Source organism: Candidatus Omnitrophota bacterium (assembly GCA_041649175.1).
Lineage (GTDB): Bacteria > Omnitrophota > Gorgyraeia > Zapsychrales > JBAZNR01 > JBAZNR01.
Genome location: JBAZNR010000001.1, coordinates 472,905 through 494,249, shown reverse-complemented (window position 1 = coordinate 494,249; position 21,345 = coordinate 472,905). Strand labels below are relative to the sequence as shown.

The 21,345-nt window shown below is 42.3% G+C and carries 18 protein-coding genes and 1 tRNA gene; 13 read left to right on the top strand and 6 right to left on the bottom strand.

Annotated elements, in window-relative coordinates; translation table 11 throughout:
* Positions 1–2 precede the first annotated feature (2 nt).
* Positions 3–212, bottom strand: coding sequence for a membrane protein insertion efficiency factor YidD (gene yidD / locus WC676_01720; protein MFA5059332.1), 210 nt, complete (start codon positions 210–212; stop codon positions 3–5).
* 36 nt (positions 213–248) lie between these two features.
* Positions 249–386: a 50S ribosomal protein L34 gene (gene rpmH / locus WC676_01715; protein ID MFA5059331.1), complete on the bottom strand. Its 138-nt coding sequence runs from the start codon at positions 384–386 to the stop codon at positions 249–251.
* Between the two features lie 495 nt (positions 387–881).
* Here rpmH and dnaA point away from each other — a divergent pair, with 495 nt between their 5' ends.
* The 7 genes from dnaA (at position 882) to WC676_01680 (ending at position 9,903) form a co-directional block, all read left to right on the top strand.
* Positions 882–2,222 carry a chromosomal replication initiator protein DnaA gene (dnaA, locus tag WC676_01710; GenBank protein MFA5059330.1) on the top strand — a complete coding sequence of 447 codons (1,341 nt, stop codon included), beginning with the start codon at positions 882–884 and terminating at the stop codon, positions 2,220–2,222.
* Positions 2,223–2,384: 162 nt separating this feature from the next.
* Entirely contained in the window at positions 2,385–3,473 is a 1,089-nt protein-coding gene (gene dnaN / locus WC676_01705) for a DNA polymerase III subunit beta (protein MFA5059329.1), read from the top strand.
* 3 nt (positions 3,474–3,476) lie between these two features.
* Positions 3,477–3,761, top strand: a complete 285-nt coding sequence (locus tag WC676_01700; GenBank protein MFA5059328.1) for a DUF721 domain-containing protein — start codon at positions 3,477–3,479, stop codon at positions 3,759–3,761.
* Complete coding sequence (gyrB, locus tag WC676_01695) at positions 3,758–6,289, top strand: DNA topoisomerase (ATP-hydrolyzing) subunit B (protein ID MFA5059327.1); 2,532 nt, start codon at positions 3,758–3,760, stop codon at positions 6,287–6,289. Before WC676_01700 ends, gyrB begins: the two co-directional genes overlap by 4 nt.
* A gap of 26 nt (positions 6,290–6,315) precedes the next feature.
* Positions 6,316–8,769 carry a DNA gyrase subunit A gene (gene gyrA, locus WC676_01690; GenBank protein ID MFA5059326.1) on the top strand — a complete coding sequence of 818 codons (2,454 nt, stop codon included), beginning with the start codon at positions 6,316–6,318 and terminating at the stop codon, positions 8,767–8,769.
* A gap of 68 nt (positions 8,770–8,837) precedes the next feature.
* Positions 8,838–8,911: transfer RNA gene (locus tag WC676_01685), tRNA-Glu, on the top strand.
* 32 nt (positions 8,912–8,943) lie between these two features.
* Complete coding sequence (locus WC676_01680; GenBank protein MFA5059325.1) at positions 8,944–9,903, top strand: ROK family protein; 960 nt, start codon at positions 8,944–8,946, stop codon at positions 9,901–9,903.
* Here the strand turns inward: WC676_01680 and WC676_01675 are convergent.
* From WC676_01675 to WC676_01660, 4 genes are read right to left on the bottom strand one after another with little or no spacing between them, the layout of a single operon-like run.
* Positions 9,866–10,495, bottom strand: a complete 630-nt coding sequence (locus WC676_01675) for an HD domain-containing protein (GenBank protein ID MFA5059324.1) — start codon at positions 10,493–10,495, stop codon at positions 9,866–9,868. The genes WC676_01680 and WC676_01675 overlap by 38 nt on opposite strands.
* On the bottom strand, positions 10,465–11,337 hold the full coding sequence (locus WC676_01670) for a CHAD domain-containing protein (GenBank protein ID MFA5059323.1): 873 nt from the start codon (positions 11,335–11,337) through the stop codon (positions 10,465–10,467). The genes WC676_01675 and WC676_01670 overlap by 31 nt, the downstream gene beginning before the upstream one ends.
* The gene (gene ppk1 / locus WC676_01665; protein ID MFA5059322.1) at positions 11,334–13,376 is read right to left on the bottom strand and encodes a polyphosphate kinase 1; all 2,043 of its coding nucleotides are present in this window, start codon (positions 13,374–13,376) and stop codon (positions 11,334–11,336) included. Before ppk1 ends, WC676_01670 begins: the two co-directional genes overlap by 4 nt.
* A 3-nt stretch (positions 13,377–13,379) precedes the next feature.
* Complete coding sequence (locus tag WC676_01660) at positions 13,380–14,933, bottom strand: hypothetical protein (protein ID MFA5059321.1); 1,554 nt, start codon at positions 14,931–14,933, stop codon at positions 13,380–13,382.
* A gap of 366 nt (positions 14,934–15,299) precedes the next feature.
* On the opposite strand from WC676_01660, the gene WC676_01655 reads away from it, so the two are divergent.
* The 6 genes from WC676_01655 (at position 15,300) to WC676_01630 (ending at position 21,294) form a co-directional block, all read left to right on the top strand.
* Positions 15,300–15,998 carry a Crp/Fnr family transcriptional regulator gene (locus WC676_01655; protein ID MFA5059320.1) on the top strand — a complete coding sequence of 233 codons (699 nt, stop codon included), beginning with the start codon at positions 15,300–15,302 and terminating at the stop codon, positions 15,996–15,998.
* 100 nt (positions 15,999–16,098) lie between these two features.
* Entirely contained in the window at positions 16,099–16,641 is a 543-nt protein-coding gene (locus tag WC676_01650) for a hemerythrin domain-containing protein (GenBank protein MFA5059319.1), read from the top strand.
* Entirely contained in the window at positions 16,622–17,686 is a 1,065-nt protein-coding gene (hemA, locus tag WC676_01645; GenBank protein ID MFA5059318.1) for a glutamyl-tRNA reductase, read from the top strand. Before WC676_01650 ends, hemA begins: the two co-directional genes overlap by 20 nt.
* A complete protein-coding gene (locus WC676_01640) occupies positions 17,673–19,385 on the top strand; it encodes a cytochrome c biogenesis protein ResB (GenBank protein ID MFA5059317.1) in 1,713 nt (570 codons plus the stop codon). The genes hemA and WC676_01640 overlap by 14 nt, the downstream gene beginning before the upstream one ends.
* Before the next feature lie 11 nt (positions 19,386–19,396).
* Entirely contained in the window at positions 19,397–20,989 is a 1,593-nt protein-coding gene (gene ccsA, locus WC676_01635) for a cytochrome c biogenesis protein CcsA (protein ID MFA5059316.1), read from the top strand.
* A 32-nt stretch (positions 20,990–21,021) separates the two neighbouring features.
* The gene (locus WC676_01630) at positions 21,022–21,294 is read left to right on the top strand and encodes a hypothetical protein (protein MFA5059315.1); all 273 of its coding nucleotides are present in this window, start codon (positions 21,022–21,024) and stop codon (positions 21,292–21,294) included.
* The last annotated feature ends 51 nt before the right edge of the window (positions 21,295–21,345 follow it).

Sequence of the window (21,345 nt, the reverse complement as noted above, 5' to 3'; positions counted from 1 at the left end):
GATTATTTCACCGGATCGTAGCCGCCTTTAGAAAAAGGCGAACATTTTAAAATACGCCAAAGTACGCGAGGGATTCCTTTAATTAAACCGTACTTATCAACCGCTTCCAAAGCATAGGAAGAACATGTGGGATAAAACCGGCAAGGAGACACAAAAAACAATGCGCCGATTTTTTGATAAACACATACCAATAGATAAAAAAATCGTTTCATGGAATTTTTTTATGGAGCAATCGGTAGACAGATGAGTTAAACTGCAAGCCGCTTGCGGCCTTGGGCGCGCCGCCTGCGTAGAATCGCACGTCCGTTTTGTGTGCTCATTCTCCGACGGAAACCGTGCTTTCTTTTGCCTTTTATCAGCGTTGGAATGCGTAAATGTTTTTTCATAGTTTGTCAATTATAACATAGCGCTTTGCTTAGTCAAGTTTTTTAAAACTCATTAGCGAGGAACAAAACATCTTGGCTTTAAACATGTTGGGAATTTTTCAAACAAGATCACTATGGAATAAAACAGGCTCTTTGACCAAGTGTTAACATCTTAATTATTGGGATCTTTTAAGAAAGAATTGCGGCAGGCCAAAGCCCTATTAAAAATTTTTACGGGCTTTGGCCCATCAAATAAGAGTACCTTATTTTTCGGTATTTTTTGAGGCAAAAAAATTTGAATTGAAATAAAACAATTGTTTGTTATAATAGGGACGTTTGAAAATTTAAAAAAGATCAATCGTTTTTAAAAAAAATACTTTTTACATGTCTTTCTTCTCCTCCGACGACAAAGAGGTTAAGCGGTGGCAATTCACCGCTGTGGAAAAACTGTTAATTCCGTCGGAGCCGTTTTTTTGCCCGAAGGAAGTATTTTAAAAAGCAAAGGTCGTCTTTCTTATGAGCTTAACCGCTGTCTGGGAAAAAGCCCAGAGCGCTATTAAAGAAAAAGTGGGTTCTAGCGCCTACGAAACGTGGTTTTCCTCTCTAAACATCAAAGAAAAAAACCCCGAATCGCTTCTGATCGAAACACCGGATGAGTTTTTTAAAACTTGGGTGGTCGATCATTATTCGGCCCTCATCCGAGAGTCCCTTAAAGACATTTCTCAAAGGGTCGTTGAAGTTGAGTTTTCGGTCAATCCCGATATTTTAGGTGAAAATTTTCTCAATCGTGCTTCCAAACCTTCCGAAAAATATTCCGGCCCGGCGGCGCAAACACCTCCTAACGCTTTAAATTCCCGTTTTACATTCGATAATTTTGTGATCGGCTCTTCGAACCGTTTTGCCCACGCGGCATCGCTTGCTGTTGCTGAATCTCCGGCCAAAGCCTACAATCCGCTTTTTATTTACGGCGGCGTAGGCTTAGGAAAAACACATTTACTGCAAGCCATCGTTCACCAAATTCACGTCCGCAATCCGGAAACCAAACATTGCTACATCACTTCCGAACGTTTCACTAACGAGCTTATTGATGCCATCCGGCATCGCTCAACACCTCAATTCCGTCAAAAATACCGAAACGTCGACGTGCTTTTGATCGACGACATCCAATTTATCGCCGGAAAAGAATCCACCCAGGAAGAATTCTTTCACACCTTTAACGCTCTGCATAACGACCGAAAGCAGATCATCATCACTTCCGATCGTTCTCCCAAAGAGATCTCTAATTTAGAAGAGCGTTTGAGGTCACGCTTTACTTGGGGGCTGATCACCGATATTCAGGCTCCGGATTTTGAAACACGCGTTGCTATCCTGCGAAAGAAAATTGAACGGGAACCCGTTAAAGTCCCCGATGAAGTCATTAACTTTATCGCCCAAGAGATCAAAACCAATATTCGGGAATTGGAAGGTGCCTTGATCCGTGTTGTCGCTTATTCTCTATTAGAGGAGAAATCTGTTTCGCTAGACATGGCTAAATTCATCTTAAAGGACATGGTCAAAGAAACAGTTAAGTTAATTAGTATTGATGTTATTCAAAAAACGGTGGCGGATCACTTTAGCATTTCTTTATCAGAGCTTAAAACAAAAAAACGTACCAAAAATGTCGTTTTTCCCAGACAAATTGCTATGTATCTATCAAGAAATTTGACCAATTTTTCTCTGCCGGAAATAGGCACGGCTTTTGGAGGCAAAGATCACACGACTGTTTTACATTCTTGGAAGAAAATTGATGGAGATTTAAAAAATGACCACCGCTTAAAGAACACCATTGAAAACTTAATAACAACTCTTAAACAATGATTGTTTTTTATTCAAGTGATATTAACAGGCTTTTTTTACATAACTTATTGTAATTAATATGGTTTTATTCTTATTCAACTTATCCACAAACACTATTACAACTGATACTGTTTTAATAGATATTTAATCGTTCCGAAATGTTAACTAGTTAGAAAGGTTCTCATGAAAATAAAATCTACAAAACAAAACCTTCTTTCCGGAATACAAATTGTCCAAAACATCGTAACTTCAAAAAATTCGCTGCCTATTTTGTCCAATATGCTTATTGAAACAAAAAACGAAGCCATTCGTATCAATACAACAGATTTGGACATTGGAATTTCCTGTGAAGTTCCTGTGAGTATCCTTGAAGAAGGTGCGATCACGATCCCGGCAAAAAAAATCAGTGATATTATTAAGGAATTACCCGAAGGGGATATTATTATTACAACAAAAAAGAACAATCAAATCGATATTGAAGGGCAAAATTGTCATTTTAAACTCACTGGTCTTCCTAAAGAAGAATTTCCAAAATTCCCGGAGTTTAAAGACAGAGAAGCGATCCAGATTGGACAAAACGTTTTAAAAGAGATGTTGCGCTTAACATCTTTCGCTGTTTCTCATGAAGAAGCCAGATATGTGCTAAATGGAATTTTGTTTGAAATATCCGAAAATAAGATCTGTGTTGTGGCAACGGATGGCCGGCGTTTAGCTAAGATCGAGAAAAAGTTATCTATCCCAACAAAAAAAGAGATCACCGCCATTATTCCCAGTAAAGCCATTCAAGAAATTGTTAGAAACCTCAAAGATGAAGGCGACCTATCTTTATTAGTAGGGACAAACCAAATTTTGTTCGATATCAATGGTACTTTAATTGTAACGCGTATTATCGAAGGGGAATTTCCGAATTATAAACAAGTTATTCCGGAAGCAGCAATCCCTAAAATAAAAACAAGCCGTTTGGACCTTTTATCAGCGATAAGGCGGGCCAATCTTTTAGCAACACCAGACTTCCAAGCCGTTAAATTTGAAGTATTTACAGATAAATTGATCGTTTCAAAAACAACACCGGATGTGGGAGAATCCCGGGAAGAAATTGCCATCACCTATGGAGGGGCAGAGTTAATTGTCGGATTCAATCCGCATTACTTGATCGATGTCCTTAAGAATATTGATAATGAGTTTGTTGAGTTGGAACTTTTGGGCCCGGACAAGCCGGGTGTTTTACGCCTCAATGATTATTTATATTTAGTATTGCCGATGCGGATCTAGCTAATGGAGCAAATCCGGGATATTATCCAAGAAGTGATCGGCCGGATGGCTGAAAAACGGCCGGAAACTCAAAATAAGATTCAAAATATTTGGAAAAATATCGCGGACGGAAAAGCTGTTAAGCACACGCGGATCGCTAGTTTAGAAAAAGGAAAGCTGATCGTTTGTGTTGATTCGCCGGCTTGGCTTTTTCAACTCAATATGCAAAAAGGAAAGATCTTAAACGAATTAAAAAAAGAAATTGATGAAATTTCCGGAATTTATTTTAAAATAGGTAAAATCAAATGACCAAAGCTAAAAAAACAACCAAAGCAAAACAAGAGGAAACAATGCCAGAAAAAGAACAGGCTAAAACAGCGGTGGCTGAAAAAAGCGAAAAACAAAAAACAAAAGCCGCCGGCAATTATGATGCGACGAGTATTCAGGTTCTCGAAGGGTTGGAAGCCGTGCGTATGCGCCCGGCGATGTATATCGGGGATACTACCTCGCGCGGCCTTCATCATATGGTTTATGAAGTCGTTGATAATTCCATTGACGAAGCGATGGCGGGAGTTTGCGACACCATAGAAGTTGTGGTCAATCCCAACGGGTCCATTTCCGTTTCCGATAATGGGCGCGGGATCCCCGTTGACATTCATAAGACCGAAAAAAAACCCGCCGTGGAAGTTGCCTTAACTATGCTTCATGCCGGCGGAAAATTTGATCATCGAACCTATAAGGTATCCGGCGGTTTACACGGCGTTGGCGTAAGCGTTGTTAACGGTTTATCCGAATGGTTGGAAGTGGAAGTTAAACGCGACGGAAAAATTCATCATCAACGTTACGAGCGCGGCAAGACGGTTTCCAAATTAACCGTCATCGGAAAAACAAAAACAACCGGAACCAAAGTCACCTTCAAGCCCGATAAAACGATCTTTAAAGAAAGCCAGGTTTTTTCGTACGATATTTTATCAAAACGCTTGCGTGAATTAGCCTTCCTTAATAAAGGGCTTTTGATCAAATTAACCGACAAGCGCGGTGATAAAGAAAAAGAAACCATCTTTCAGTTCAAAGGAGGGATCGTTTCTTTCGTGGAGCATTTATCAGCCAACAAAAATGTTTTACATAATAAGGTTATTTATTTTACCCGGGAAAAAGACAATATTGTCATTGAAGTCGCACTTCAATATAACGACGGATACACTGAAAATGTGTTCACCTTTGCTAACAATATTAATACCGTCGAGGGTGGAACGCATTTAAGCGGATTTCGCTCGGCGTTAACACGCGCCATTAATCAACACGCGAAAAATAAAAATTTGCTCAAAGGCGAGATCACCATTTCCGGAGATGATACTCGAGAAGGTTTAACGGCGGTTATCAGCGTAAAAATCCCCAATCCGCAGTTTGAAGGACAGACAAAAACAAAATTAGGAAACTCGGAAGCCGACGGAATTGTTGCTTCAGCCACTCTTGAGGCCTTGGCAAGCTTCTTTGAAGAAAACCCATCGGTGGCCAATAAGGTGGTTGACAAAGTTCTCTTAGCATCTCGAGCACGCGAGGCGGCGCGAAAAGCCCGAGAGCTTACGCGCCGTAAAGGCGCTTTAGAAAGCGGCGGGCTACCCGGCAAGTTAGCGGATTGTTCCGAACGCGATCCGTCACTATGCGAACTTTATTTGGTCGAAGGTGATTCGGCCGGCGGTTCCGCTAAGCAGGGGCGTGACCGCACCTTTCAGGCCATTTTGCCTTTAAAAGGAAAGATCTTGAACGTCGAAAAATCCCGTTTAGACAAGATCTTAAGCAATGAAGAAATTCGCACCATTATTACGGCGCTTGGCGCAGGAATTGGTGAAGAATTTGATATCGCCAAATTGCGCTATCATAAAATTATCCTCATGTGCGACGCGGACGTTGATGGTTCTCACATCCGGACCCTTCTTTTAACTCTTTTGTACCGTCATATGAACGCGCTTTTGGAAGCCGGCCATGTTTATATCGCGCAGCCGCCGCTTTATAAGGTAAAGCGCGGGAACCGGGAAGAATATATTGAAACCGAAGCCCATATGAATAACCTGATCCTTGATTTAGGAACTGATGGGGTTAAGTTAACTCGCCTTAAAGGAAAACAGCAATACACCGATGCCCAGCTTAAGGAAATTGTTGGCGTTTTAGTGGAGCTGGAAAGAGCTGTTGTCGTTTTGGGCAAAAGGGGAGTAAATATTAAAGAATATATGCAAAATGAGAACAAAAAGACCAAGAAGATGCCAGTTTATATGGTAAAAGTGGAGCAAAAAACCCATTTTGTATATGATGACAAAGAGCTGGCGGAGCTTACAAAAGAAGATGAAGAAGCTCAATACGTAGAGATTTTTGAAGCGCAGGATCTTGAAGAAATTCAGAAAAAGCTTAACAAACTTGGGTTAGATGCAGCTGACTTTGCCAAGAAGCCCAAAGAAGACACCAGCATGAAAGTTGAGCATAAAAAAGGAAAATCCAAACAAACAAAGAAGGAAAAAGATGATAATAAGCCTCTTTTTCTTATTGAGGATGAAAAAGAAGAGCATGAGTTTTTATCGCTTCAGGAAATTTTAGAATTTATCCGCACCGAAGCGCATAAGGGTATGCATGTTCAGCGTTACAAAGGTTTGGGGGAAATGAATCCTCAGCAACTTTGGGATACGACCATGGATCCGGCCAAACGCACGCTTTTGCAAGTAGCCTTGGAAGACGCGGTGGAAGCCGATAAAATGTTCACAACGCTTATGGGTGATGAAGTCGAACCCCGGCGCGCTTTTATTGAAGCCAATGCGCATCAAGTGAAAAATCTAGACGTTTAATTTTTTAAAAAGGACGAAAAAACATCATGAAGGATTTTACCGCAAAAGAGAAGATCGTTCCCGTTCCTATCGAAGAGGAAATGAAGAATTCGTATCTGTCCTATTCGATGAGCGTTATCGTTAGCCGCGCGCTTCCGGATGTGCGTGACGGGTTAAAGCCGGTTCATCGGCGGGTTTTATACGCGATGAAAGAGCTGAGCTTGGAACACAATAAATCGTACAAAAAAAGCGCTCGTATCGTCGGGGAAGTCTTAGGTAAATATCATCCTCACGGAGACGTGGCGGTTTATGATACGTTGGTGCGCATGGTCCAAGAATTTTCTCTGCGGTATCCTTTGGTGGACGGACAAGGAAACTTTGGTTCGGTGGACGGAGATTCGGCCGCGGCGATGCGCTACACGGAAGCCCGTATGTCAGCGATCGCCGGAGAGATGTTGGCCGATATCGAAAAAGAGACGGTTGATTTTTCGCCCAATTTTGACGCAACGCTTTTAGAACCGCAGATCTTGCCTTCCGCTATTCCTAATTTATTAGTGAACGGTTCCAGCGGTATCGCGGTCGGTATGGCAACTAATATGGCGCCGCATAATTTGGGAGAAGTGGTGGACGGCATCGTTTGCCTTTTAGATGACCCGGAAATCGCCATCAAAGACCTTACCAAATATGTCAAGGGGCCGGACTTTCCGACGGGTGGGATCATTTGTGGGCGAGAAGGCATTGCGGATGCTTACAATAATGGCCGCGGCAAGATCACCTTGCGCGCTAAAGCCTCTATTGAACGCCAAAAAGGAAATAAAGATTCTATTATCGTCACCGAAATTCCTTATCAGGTCAATAAAGCTAATTTGGTGGAAACCATTGCCGGCTTAGTCCAAGATAAAAGCGTAGAAGGCATTACCGATATCCGCGATGAATCGGATAAAGACGGTATTCGTGTGGTGATCGAACTTCGCCGCGACGTAGAACCTCAAATTATTTTGAATTATCTCTACAAACATACTCCGTTGGAAGTTACCTTTGGCATTATCAATCTGGCCTTGGTGAACGGAACACCGCGCGTCCTTAATTTAAAACAATTAATGGATTATTATATCGGCCATCGCCGCGTGATCGTTCGTCGACGGACACAATTCGACCTGGACCGCGCATTGAAACGCGCCCATATTTTAGAGGGATTGCGCATTGCCTTAAAATTCATTAATCAGATCATTAAAGTTATCAAATCTTCTAAGAGTACTCTGGAGGCTAAAAAGGCCTTGATGAAGGAATTTGAACTTTCCGAGATCCAAGCGCAATCCATTTTGGAAATGCAATTGCAGAAATTAACGGCTCTTGAACAAGATAAACTCGAGGCCGAATACAAAGAACTTTTAAAGAATATTGATGCGTTTCGCGCGATTCTTGCATCACCTAAGAAAATCGACGAAATTATCAAAAGCGAACTTCTGGAAGTCAGAAAAAGATTTGCCGACGACCGCCGCACCGAAATTGCCGGCAAGGCCGAAGAGATCGAAGTGGAAGATTTGATCGCCGAAGAAGATATGGCTATTACCATCAGCAATACCGGCTATATCAAGAGGCTTCCGGTTGATGCTTATCGAAAGCAAAAACGCGGCGGCAAAGGCGTTACGGCCATGGAAACCAAAGAAGAAGATTTTGTAAAACAGATCTTCGTGGCTTCTTCTAAAGATTACTTATTGATTTTTTCTAATAAGGGAGTTGTCCGTTGGCTTAAAGCCTATGAAATTCCCATTGCTTCGCGCAGCGCCAAGGGCAAGGCCATTGTTAACTTGGTGAGTTTTTCTGGCGACGAGGCCATTAGCTCTATTGTCGCGGTTAAGGAATTTAGTGATAAGCAGTGTATCATTATGACCACGGCCAAGGGGCTAGTGAAGAAAACAAAGCTTTCCGCGTTCAGCAATCCCAGAAAATCCGGGATTGTCGGTATTACCTTGGAAAAAGGCGATCAGCTGATCGGGACAATGATCAGCAATGAAAAAGACGAGGTGCTTTTAGCCACTAAACAAGGCAAGGCCATTCGTTTTCCGGAAAGTTATGTGCGCGATATGGGCCGCGGGGCCAAAGGAGTGCGCGGGATCAATTTAGGAAAAGATGATATTGTTGTCGGGATGCAGGTTTTTCCGCCGGATGTGGCGAAAACCGGCAACTCCATTTTAACGGTCACTTCCTTAGGGTTTGCCAAGCGCAGCAATTTCGAAGATTATCGTATGCAATCACGCGGCGGCAAAGGGATCATCAATATCAAAGTGGCTTCAAAAACAGGCTATGTGGTCGGTATTGCCACTGCTACCGAAGACGATGAAATCATGACCGTCACCCAGCAAGGAATGACGGTGCGCTGTTCGGTTAAAGATATTCGTCTATCGGGGCGAAATACCCAAGGCGTGCGGTTGATGAGTTTAGCCAAAGATGATATTGTCAGCTCTGTCGCTAATATTATTGCCGCGGAAGAAGAATAAATTTCCGCTTAAGAAAAATCTCTTTACGAACAAATATTTGTCAGTATAATATCGGAGTTTTAGTTGCTGACCCCATCGTCCAGCCTGGTTAGGACACGAGCTTTTCAAGCTCGCGACGCGGGTTCAAATCCCGCTGGGGTCACTTTTTATTTTCTTTTTTGAGGTTTTTAAAATATGCCTAATAAGTTCTATATCGGCATTGATATCGGCGGAACGAAAATATTCGCCGGGCTCGTAACCCAAAACGGAAAAATCTTAAACCGCGAAAAGATTTCCACTCCTAAAAATTCCTCTCCTAAAAAAGTCACCCAGATCCTGAAAGACATTATTGATGACCTTATCTATAGCCAGAAACTAAGTGTCAAGAATATTGCAGGAATAGGTTTAGGGATCCCGGGAATTATTGCGCCGTCAGGCAAGATCGTGAAAACACCCAATATGGAGCTTTCCGGATTTGATTTAGTAAAAGATCTAAAGAAAGAATATCCTGTAAGAATTGCCGCCGGAAATGATGTTAACTTAGGATTACTCGGGGAGAAATGGCTGGGAGCCGCCCGTGCGTATAAAAATGCCGTTAGTCTTTTTGTCGGAACAGGGCTAGGAGCCGGAGTGCTTGTGGACGGAAAATTGTTTTTAGGCGCTCACGGAGCGGCTTGTGAGATCGGGCATATGATCGTCGAGAATGATGGGCCGCTATGCAACTGCGGCAATAAAGGATGCCTAGAGGCTTTTGTCGGCCGTTGGGCTATTGAAAAAGAGATCAAGAAAGCTATTTCCGATGGGCACCGGACAGTGATCAAGCGCTTTTTAGAAAAAGACAATAGATCCATAAAAAGTAAAATGATCGCGCGGGCCTTAAAAGCCCAAGATCCTGTTGTGGTGCGGATCATGAAAGATGTTTCCCGTGTTTTAGGCCTTGCCTGTATTTCGCTTCGGCATGTTTTTGATCCGGAAATCATTATCTTAGGTGGAGGTGTTGTGGAGGCCTGCGGCTCGTTCATGATCCCTATCATTAAAAAAACCTTTAGCAGCGATAAGCTTTTAAAAGGATTGAACAAATGCCCGGTGGTGGTTTCAACGTTGGGCGACGACGCTATTATTTTAGGGAGCGTTGCTCTAGTCTGTCATTCATAACTTCCCAAACCAAACGAACTTTTTTCTCCAAGACTTTCTCTAAAAGGTCTGATTTTTTCTCGCCAGCCTGACAATCTTCTTCAGATAATTCTCGCGTCTTGATATGGGTAATGATCTCATCGGAAAGAATTTCACAACGTAAATTTTTAACTCTGCAGCCGTGGCTTCTATCTAACCCGTCAGCTATGCGCAAGAAAGATGACAAAATACAGACCAATCTTTTTGTCGCGCCGTTAAGATCTGAATAGTATTTATGCGAATCTTTAGGAAGGCTTTTACGATGATAACGCGCGATAAGCCCGACGAGTATTCGCTCATTTTCTTCAAAAGACAACTGTGTTGTTTTGATAATCATTTCCATCGAGGCTTTGTGATGCCCTTGCCGCCCTTGGCTCCATCCGATATCGTGTAGCAGCGCGGCCGCTTGAAGCCAGCTTCGCTCGGTGTTTCCTAGCTTGTGCCAAGGCTTTAAAGTATCGAAGATCTTTACGGAAATTCTGGCAACTTGCTGTGAATGCCCTTTTTCATAACGGCAAGCTTTTGCAAACAAAAGAGTTTTTCTTAAAGAATTGCTTTTTGTAAATGAGCCCATATTTTTTTATTCTTTAGATCTTTCCATAACAATAGGAATTGACGGTAGCGATCTGCTCGAAGCGCCTCACATACCGCTTTAAGATGAGCGCGAGAAGATGTTGTATGACAAAAATCCACCCAAACATCATATTCGTGAAAATCGCCGAGAATATCCTGAATATCGATCATCACAGGAATGAAGGCGTCGAATTTATTTTTAAAGATCGGATTGAATAGCTCTAAAGAATAACGCAGATTTTTTACCGCAATACGCATTTGATGAAGTTCTTTTGTGTTTTGGGGAGAATTGATCAGCGGTTCAAAAGAAAGTATTTTACGGGCCTTCTTTTTAAGGATATTTCCTGATCGCTCTAAGAATATTTCCTTATTGTCCGCATCTTCTTTGTATTTTTGATGCGATAAGCCTCGGAGATAATTTTGTATCTCTAAAAACGTGCCTTTTTTCTCGACGAGTTTTAGGGTGGACAGTATTCCTTTCTGAGCCGCTTGGCGTTTTCTTCTTAAAAGAGGAACGGTATTCTCTATTTCCATCAAAATAGCAGGATCTTTGGATTTTTTCTTCAAAAGAGAAAGAAAACGAAGCTGAACATCTATTTGGCGGGCCTTTCCTAAAGATTTTCCTAATCGGCGTAAAGGCTTTAACCATTCTTTGATTTTCTTCTGCGGATACAATGCCTTAAATATTTTCAGAGCGCAACGAAGACGGCGCGATGAGATGCGCATCCGGTGGAGAGAATCTATTCCTTGGGATATTTTGACAGCCGAAGACTCTTTTAAGATATTTTCAACGTAGCAAGAAACAAAAAGCGCTAGACGGGCTTTGGGTCCGGGGAAGTTCATAAGCCATGAGATTTGATCAGATCTTCTTGAGCGTTAACGTCGTTTTGATAAACAGGGGTGTGCAGGTAGTTTCGTTTTGATGTTAAGATCCGGGATTTTATTTGTCCGGCCCAGTATCGTTCCAAAATATTCTTAAAATGCTCTTTGATCTTATCATTGTAAATTTCGAATAAAAGCTCTACGCGATTATCAAAATTCCGCCTCATCCAGTCTGCTGAAGAGATGAAGGTGCGGTAGGTCCCGTTATTATGGAAATAGTACAAACGGGAATGTTCTAAAAATCTTCCGACGATGCTTCTGACCTCTATATTTTCGCTTAGCCCTTCCACGTTGGGAACCAAACAGCAGATGCCGCGGACAATCAGTTGTATTTTAACTCCCGCTCGGGAGGCCTCGTAGAGTTTTTCAATAAGCTTAACATCTTCTAAAGAGTTCATTTTGGCAAAAATAAATCCGGTTTTGTATTTTTTCTGAAAGGCAATTTCTTTATCGATCAGTTCAAAGAAATATTCCCGCAAGTCTCTCGGGGAGGAAACGATCCTTCTCCATCGCGACGGGAGCGAATAACCGGTAATGACGTTAAAAATATCCGCCACGTCTTTGGCGGTATCTTCATTGGCGGTAAAATATCCGATATCCGTATAGATACGGGCGGTTTTTTCATTGTAATTTCCCGTCGATAAATGAACATAGCGTTGAATGCCGCTTTCTTCTTTGCGGACGATCAAGGTCATTTTAGAGTGGATCTTTATTCCCGATAACCCATAAATAACATGGCAACCGACAGATTCCAATTCTTTGGTCCAGGTGATATTCTTTTCTTCGTCAAAACGAGCCTTGATCTCTACTAAGACCGTCACTTGTTTTTTATTTTTGGCCGCCTCGATCAAGGCCTTGATAATGGCGGAATCTTCATCCGCGCGATAAAGAGTCATTTTGATAGCCAAGACATTTTTATCTCTTGCGGCTGAGCGCAAAAGGTCAATGGTCGGCTGGAAAGATTGATAGGGGAGATGAACGATAAAATCACCTTCCTTGATGGCTTCAAAAATATCTTCGTATGTTTTTTCTGCAGGAACAAAACTTTTAAAAAGCAATGCCGGTTTAATGTTCTGGCTGACCAATTCAAAAAGATAGGTCATATCCAGATCACCGTCGATAAAGGTGATGGGCTCTTGAGGGAAATCAACGCCTTTGTAAAGCAGAGTTAAAAGTTCCGGGTGATGGTTTTTTTCGACTTGCAAAGAAACGACTCTGGCCTTGGGGCGTTTTTTGATCTCATCGGCGATGGCGGTGAGTAAATTAGATGTGTATTCTTCCTGTCCGGAAAATTCACTATCCCGAATAATGCGAAACGCGAAACTGCCCAAAATGGTATATCCCCGGAAAAATATTTCAAGATTTTCCCGGATGATATCGTCAATAAGGATAAAGCAAAATTCATCTTTTTCCGATGGAAGGCGTAAGAGGCGCGGAATGGATTTTGGGACAGGGATAATAGCGAGAAAATGTTCATTAGCCCGGTTAAGATAAACGCCAAAGGCGGTTGTTTTTGAGTGAAGCACCGGAAAAGGATGCCCTTGGTCGACCGCCATGGGCGTTACAATAGGATATAAGGTGACGTCAAAATAACGTTGGACGGCCTTTTTTTGTTCCGCGTTAAGCTGGGCGTATTTTTTGATAAAGATCTTATTTTTTTCTAAGTCTTTTTGGATGTCATTTTGAAAGGTTTGATAAAATCGGGCAAGCAAGACGTCGGAACGCGATTTAACCTCTTCGAGTAGCTCTTGCGGGTAATAACCAAAATTGTCTTTTTGATTAAATCCAGAATCTAAAAGCCGGCGTAAGCCCGCCACCCGGACCATAAAAAACTCGTCGAGATTATTGGCAAAAATAGCCAAAAATTTAACGCGTTCAAGCAAGGGGTTATTGCGGTCTTCCGCTTCTTCTAAGACCCGCTCATTGAACAAAAGCCAGCTGATATCGCGGTGAATGAATTTTTCTTTTGGATCAGATATTTTTTCGGGAGCATTATCCATAAATTAGGAGGCTGATTTGATCTTTAAACTGATCTTATTGCCGCAGGCTTCTTCTAAAAACTCTTTTTTCTCCGCGAATTCCGCTTTTTCTAAAATAAAACTGCCGTCAACGGTAACGATCAAAGAGATATCCTGCAGGCGGTTAAGTTTTATCTCAATGTCTTTTGCTTTTTGTTTATGAGAACGGTCTAAAGAGTTGGCGACTTTTAAAAGAGAGCTTAGTTTTTGGACCAAGATCTGTTCTTTTCTGGGGAGCGATTGGTAAAGAAGATGTGTGTCTGACGGATTTCCCCGACGGTGATAACGCGCCACGCAGGCGATGATCTTTATTTCTTCTTCTGTCAGGCGGAAGAAATTCAAGGAGTTAATAATATATTCGGAATGTTTATGATGCGCGCGGTTATAAATGAACATGCCGATATCATGTAAATAGGACGCCAAAGTTAAATACAAAGATTCTGTTTTTTTAAGCCCCAGAAGGTCTTTAAAGGCGTCAAATAATTTATCGGATAACCGCGCAACCTGATGAGCATGATTAAGATCGACGTTATATTTACGGCAAAGGGCGTGCGCCATAGAAATAAGCTGATTTCCCTTATTGTATTTCTGGGAAATGTCATACCCTAATATTTCATTGGCTAAGATAGCTTCGGCCAAAGATGTTTTAAGAATATAGATATTTTTGTTTTGAGCCAATTCGACAACGGCGTTAAGGATAATGGCGTATTCCATAAACGATTCGGCCGTTTCGAGCGGAACTTTGTAGTCGCTGACGATCTCGTCAACTTTTTTGTCCATTAAATGGCTTAAAAGTTGTTTGGTGTCATCTTGACTGAGCTGGAAGAAGCTTTCACCGAGGCCTTTGTTAGCGAGGATCTTATCTAGGTAAGGTGAATAATTTTCATCAATGAGAATAATATCGTCAATGGCCAAAGGCGGCATACTGCGGCGCAAATACGCCAGTTCGTTCTCTACGCTTTCTTTTAAGGCTTCATAATTTTCCTGGAAACTGCCGTCAAGTTTATTGATCAATTGCTTTAAGCGCATGGTCCCTAAGGGAAGCCCCGCGTTCATCAAAGTAAATCCTTGCGCCATAAGGGAGATGTCAAAACTTCCCGCGCCCGGTTCGGCGATCAGGAGATTTTTTTCGTGAAGAGGGTATTTATCTTTGAGCCGATGATAGATATAAGCGTCGATATAATAAACGACGTCTCCGACGGTTAAAACCTCAACGTTAAATCCGGTTTTACGCTGAACGGCGTCTATAAAGACATCTTTATTCCTCGCTTCGCGGACAGCGGTGGTGGCAATGACCCGTGGATTGGTAATGTCGTATTCTTTAAGGGTATTGGCGTATTTATCCAAGATCGCAATGGTGCGGTTGATGCTTTCCTGGGAGAATCGTTCTTTCAAGAACGTATCCCGGCCTAAGGCGGCCACGTTCTTTAAGGATTCCAGGATCTTAATATCGCCGTTATTTCCTTCGGCGATCAAAAGCTTGATGGAATGGGTTCCGATGTCGATAACGCCGCTACGGATGATCTTATCGTCTTTCATGAAAAAAGTTCTTTTTTGAGGTTTTTATTATTTTTGCCCGGGTTTTCTCGGATGAAAAAACGGAGGATTTAAAATGTCCCCTATTGTATGCTTTTGGGCTTCCTTTTGTCAACAAGGTTTAAATCGGGCCTGTTTTCTGCGAAAACAGGCCCAAGAAAATTTATCAAACCATAAAAAGATAAAGTGCCTTTAAAATACCGTGTTGGTGAGAAATATGTGTGACGGTATTGTTAAATCTTTGTGAAAATCTATGAACGCAGTGTGTGAATTTACGCAAAACTTATCGACGGATCGAGAAGAAAAACATACAGAAAAATAATTGAAAATTACATATTTCAATAGTAGGATAAAGACCGCTAAAAAATTATGTCAAACCACGATAAGAAATCTTTCTCTCCTGCCTTAAAAGATATCGGCCTTTTCCGGGGCCTTTCTTCTAAAGAGCTTAAACTTTTACGATCCTGCATCAAAGAAAAGATATATGAAAAAGGCGAGCTCTTGTTTTATGACAGCAAGCCTTGTGAGCGTGTCTTTGTTATTCGCTCCGGCAGGGTTAAGGTTTTTCGTACGGCATCATCCGGCCGGGAACAGATCCTGGAGGTTTTGGAAGGCGGAGATACGTGTGCTTGTAATCCCGGGGCGACGCAGTGGTGCTGTTCCTCTTCCGCCGAAGCCCTAACGACGTGTCAGGTATGGTTTTTATCCCGGGAAGATTATGTTCGCTTAGTTAAGGTCAGCTCGCAGCTCACGCATACTCTAAACCGGATCTTTGCCGAACGCCTATCGAAATTCAGTTCTTTGATCGAAAAAGTATCATTGGACGATACCAAAAAAAGGCTGGCGAAATTCCTTTTGGACCTACACGGTAATAATGTCGCTTTACGTACTCAAGAAAACCTTGTCTCTCTTCCCTTTACCCGGGAAGAAATAGCCCATCGTATCGGCTCAAGCCGCGAAACAGTCGCCCGCCACCTGCATGAATTTAAACGCAAGAAATTGATCGAGATCAAACCAAAGCAGATCGTTATTCTTAACAAAAACGGCCTGGAAAAACACCTTTCTTAAGTTTATGGAAAAAACAAGATTTTAGGTTTATGTGATGGATATCACAGACACAAAACACACTGTCTCTTATAATGTTACGAAAAATAGGAGCGGCTTTTTTATGGTGCATAAAAATCGCGTAGGCGTGACCACATCTTTAGAACATTGTCATAAAGAGGTCTTAAAAAAATCCCAACAACTTCTGCAGTTTTTGGTCAATTTACGTTATGAAGGCAAAGTTTCTTTAGGGCGCAACATCAAAAGCATAGCGGAAATTTTAAAATTCTTCCAAAAAACATTGTTGCCGCACATGGATCTCGATGAGCGCATCCTTTTTCCGTTCGTCGCCACCCATATTCCGCGGCTTAGCCCGGCCATTAAGATTTTCAAGATCGACCACCGAGAGTTTAAATCTAATTTAAGATCATTTATTGTGCTATTTGAGCAGTTAAAAAACGCCAAAACGGAAAACAGGCGTTTTGAGATCATCGAACAGCTCAAAGAAAAAGGGACGTATCTTATGTGCCTTTTGCGCCATCACGTGCGCGCGGAAAGCGAACAAATCCACAAAGCAGCCGACGAAGATCTGCATTTGGTTGAGAAAAATTTTATCCTTCGGGAAATTAAAAAGGTTTGCAAGAAACATGATCCTTTGCGGAATTAATCATAAGACAGCACCTATCGAGATACGGGAAAAGTTCCATCTCAATTTAAATGAACGCACGCTTTTGCTTAATGAATTTAAAAACGATCCTCGTATTATAGAAGCCATTGTTCTTTCGACCTGCAACCGCACGGAAATCTGCGCTCATCTTATCGACGAGAATGTTGGTATTTTGCTCGACCATCTTTGCCGTATCAAAAAGATCTCTATGGGGACGGATGTTCAGAAATATTTTTATTCCTATCAGGGCAAAGAAGCGCTGGAGCATTTTTTACGCGTTTCAACGGGAGCTGATTCTCTGATCTTAGGAGAAAAACAAGTGTTAGGGCAAATCAAAGAAGCGGTAGAATTGTCCCGCGCCAAAGCAATGCTGCAAAAAGAATTCAATGTTCTGTCCCAGATCGTTATTCGCGCCGGGAAAAAAGCTCAGAGTGAAACGGCCATCGGTTGCGGTGGGTCATCGGTCAGCTGGGCGGCGGTCACGATGGCGCAACATTTATTGGGGACCCTTCAGGATAAATCTGTTTTGATCATCGGCGCCGGGAAAATGGGGCATTTGGCGGTGAGCCATCTAAAAGAAAAAGGCGCCAGTAAGATTTATGTCATGAGCCGTACACATGAAAATTCCTGCGCCGTGGCCAATGAATTTGGCGCCGAAGCGGTTTCCTTCCTTGAGCTTAAAAATATCCTGGCCAAAGTTGATGTCTGCATTTGTTCGGCCAGCGCTCCGCAGTATCTTTTAGAAAAAGACCTGATCGATCAAATTATGCCGGCACGCGCGAAACAAAAGTTAGTTTTGATCGATATCTCTATGCCGCGCAATATTCATCCTGATATTGCTTTTATAGAAAATGTTTCTTTGTTATCCGTCGACGATCTCGATAAAGCCGTGGAGCATAATATTGCCCGCCGCCGCTTGGCGGTTGAAGAGGTTGAAAAGATCATCGCTAAAAAAATTGATGAATTTTACGCCAAAATAGAAAAAATTCGTGTCGCAGAAGCATCAAAGCTTAATCCATCGGAGAAATCCTATGTGGCTCGTTAAAAAATTAGGATCCCTTTCTTTTACGGCTTTTATTTGTGCGAGCTTAATGGCGCTTTTGATCGTGGCAACCGTTATGGAATCGATGCACGGAACACCGTTCGCTCAGAAAACTTTTTATCAAACGAAATGGTTTGACGCACTTTTATCTTTGCTTTGGATCAATATCTTTTGTTCAACGATCTTGAGAATTCCTTTTAAAAAGTATCACACAGGATTTCTCATTACTCATATTGGTATTTTAGGATTGCTTTTAGGGTCTTTGTTGACGCGTTTGTTGGCCGTTGAAGGCCAGATGGCTTTACGAGAAGGAGAAACAGCCAATACAATAAGGCTCGGCGGATACAGTCTTAGTGTGGTTGTGCCCGGCAAGGCTGAACATGTTTTTGATCTACGCAAGGGTGAACATATTTTAAACGGTGCTGAAAAGAACGAAACGATGATCGTGAAAGATATTATCGAACATGCCGCGCCCCAACTGATCGTCCGAGAAGGAACCGTTCAAAATCCGGCTCAAAATGCCTTACAGGTCACCTTAAAAAGCCCGTCGATGGGAGTTGATCAGGCGTTTTGGCTTATCGAAGGCGATCAAGGGCATTTGTCTTCTGCCGTGCAGTTTTTTGGGCCTTTAAAGGTTTCTTTAGGAAAAAAAGAAGAAAAAATTTCCACGCAAAGCCCGACATTAACGATCGCGGAAAAATCCGGGGAAATATTAACGGTCCTTGATCTTAATCAGCCGGCGCCTAAAGAAATTCCGTTGAAGCAAAAAGGATTGACCATCAAAGGGCTTCAGTATTATCCGTATGCCAGAGTTTCCGAACACAAGCTGGTCAATGCGCCTCAAAGCGGTTCTCTTAATCCGGCGGTTGAATTTGACGCGGTAGACGGCCAAGGGCGAGCACGTCATTACATTCGATTTGCCTTGTTTCCTGATTTTGAATCGATGCATCATCAAACATCTCAAAATGAATTTGATATTGTCATCGATCTTGATGTTCCCGGCGCTAAGGAAGAGCAATCCTATGGCGGGCCTTCTTTAAATTTTTTCATTGATCCCGATGGAAAATTTCAATACCAATCTATGTCCGCGCAGGAGATCATAAAAAAAGGAGCTGTTCATTCCGGGGAAACTATCGAATTAGGGTGGGCAGATATGTTAGCGCGGGTTGAAAAATTATATACGCATGCCTTGGTTTCCCATGAGATAACCGCCGTGGATGTTCCCGGTGAGGGCGCATTGGCCGCCAAGGTCGTCATCAATCATCAAAACGGGAATTCTCCAATATGGGTATTAGAAGGGGAAGAAAAAAAGATCTCTGTCGGACAGAACGATCTTTTCGTATCTATTATTCCGGCGCAAAAACAAGTGCCCTTCTCTTTGACGCTTAAAGATTTTCGAAAAGTAGATTATCCCGGAACGAACCGTCCGGCATCGTTTGAAAGTGATGTGACCGTGGAAGACCAACAGGAAAATATTCGCCTGGAGAAGACGATCGCCATGAATCAACCGTTTGATTACCGGGGATTTCGCATCTTTCAATCTTCGTTCATGCAAAACCCTAATGAAAAAGAAGGATCTGTTTTTACCATTGCCAAAAATCCCGGCATTAGCCTTATCTATACTAGTTCGATCATTATTTTTGCCGGAGCTTTTCTACAATTTTATGTTAAGCCGTTTTCACGAAGGCCGGAAAACGCGTAAGGAATAAAAATATGGTAACGAGAATCAAAAAAAGTGCTTTATGTTTGATGGCCCTGGGAACAATATGTTTTTCGCTTTGTTCTTGTGGCGCAACCGATGTAATGCCTCGCGCCGCCGGGAAAATTCCCATTCAGCATAACGGGCGCATTAAATCATTCGATGTTTTTTCCCGGGAAACCTTGCGGCTTATTTCCGGGAAAGAAACCTGGGGTCAAGAGCCGGCTGTTTCGGTTATTTTTAAAAATCTTCATGATCCGAAGAAGTTTCTGGAAATTCCATTTATCCGCGTCGATCATCTGGAATTAAAAAAAGCCGTCGACCTTTCCGCGGATAAGAAATATTTCTCCTATCGAGAGCTTAAAAGCTGTGTTCCTCTATTATTGACGCTGATCCAAAGCGCGAAAGACAAACGCCAACGCGAATTAACGCTTACGTCTACGGAGCAAGCGGCCGAATTGCTTTATACGCGCCTTTTAACCGTCGATGATCTGGCTGCGCAAGAATATATTAAAACCATTCCCACGGCCACTTTAGAATGGGAATCTCCTTATAAGACGTCCGGATTACTGGCAGAAAATTTCAGGGTCCTGACACTTTTATATTCCAAGGGATCTTTAGATTTTGTTGGGCTCGCCGGGCAGTGGAGCAGAGATATTGAACGGCATTCGCCGGAAGTATTCGCGCCTTATGTCTACCTGGAAAATATTTATTATCAGCTCAAACCTTTTTTGTGGGCATGGGTTTTATATCTGATCGCTTTTATTTTTGTATCTTTTTTCAGTTCGAAATCTTTATTGCGCATGACAGGCGTTACGCTGGTTTTAGCTGGATTTTTATTTCATTCAGCGGGGCTTTTGCTGAGGGTTATTATTTTAGGGCGTCCACCGGTGTCCAACATGTATGAGTCGATCATTTTTATGAATTGGATCTTAGTGGCCGGTGCCTTTATTTTCTTTTTATCTAAAAAGCAATATTTCGTTTTATCGGTGGCGGCTTTAACCGGGGCTTTGGTCATGATCTTTGCCGACCTTCTCCCGGTAGAAAAATCTTTGGATGTTTTAGTCCCGGTTCTCAAAAGCAATTATTGGCTGGCCATTCATGTGTTAACGATCGTTTCCAGTTATGGTATTTTTGGGCTCGCCATGGCCTTAGGCCACCGGCATCTTTTCTTAAACGCTTTAGGAAAGTTTTCCGAAAATAGCGAAGCCGTTTCGGCGCATATGATTAATCGTTTACTGCAGGCAGGGTTGATCGCTCTTGGGATCGGAACGATCTTAGGCGGCGTTTGGGCTAATGAATCCTGGGGGCGGTTTTGGGGATGGGATCCTAAAGAAACCTGGGCGCTCATTACCTTTTTAGGATATATGGTCATTGTTCATTTTCGTCACGCCGGAAAATTAAGCAATAAGGCCTTGGCTGTCGGCGCTATTTTGGGATTTCTTTTAGTTCTTATGACATGGTACGGTGTGAATTTTATTTTAGGAAAGGGCCTGCATAGCTATGGTTTTGGCGCGGGTCAAAGCGCTTGGATCGTTTATTATCTTATTTTTGAGGCGGCTTTTTTTGCCTTTGTCGGCATAAGGAAAAGTTTAAAAACATCATAATCTTTTCATAATCTTTAAGGGAGGAAGGCACAATGAAACATCAACACTTATTTCTTTTAACCGCTGTTATTATTCTAGGATGGGCTGTTGCGGCGCAAGCTGATATGAAAGAGATCAAAGTATATAAAGAGGCTTTTCCCGGAGAATCACCTAAATGCATTGCCTGCCATACCGATAAAATGCCAAAAAAAGATGACGGCATGCATGAGTTGAGCGAATATGGCCAAAAGGTTATTAAAGAAAATCCGCAACCGACGGCTGAAACATATCAAAAAGTTGGCAAGGCCCCGGAGGCGACCCAATAAATGACAACAGTTATCATAAATCAAATTTCAGATTTACGAAAAAAGGAGGGT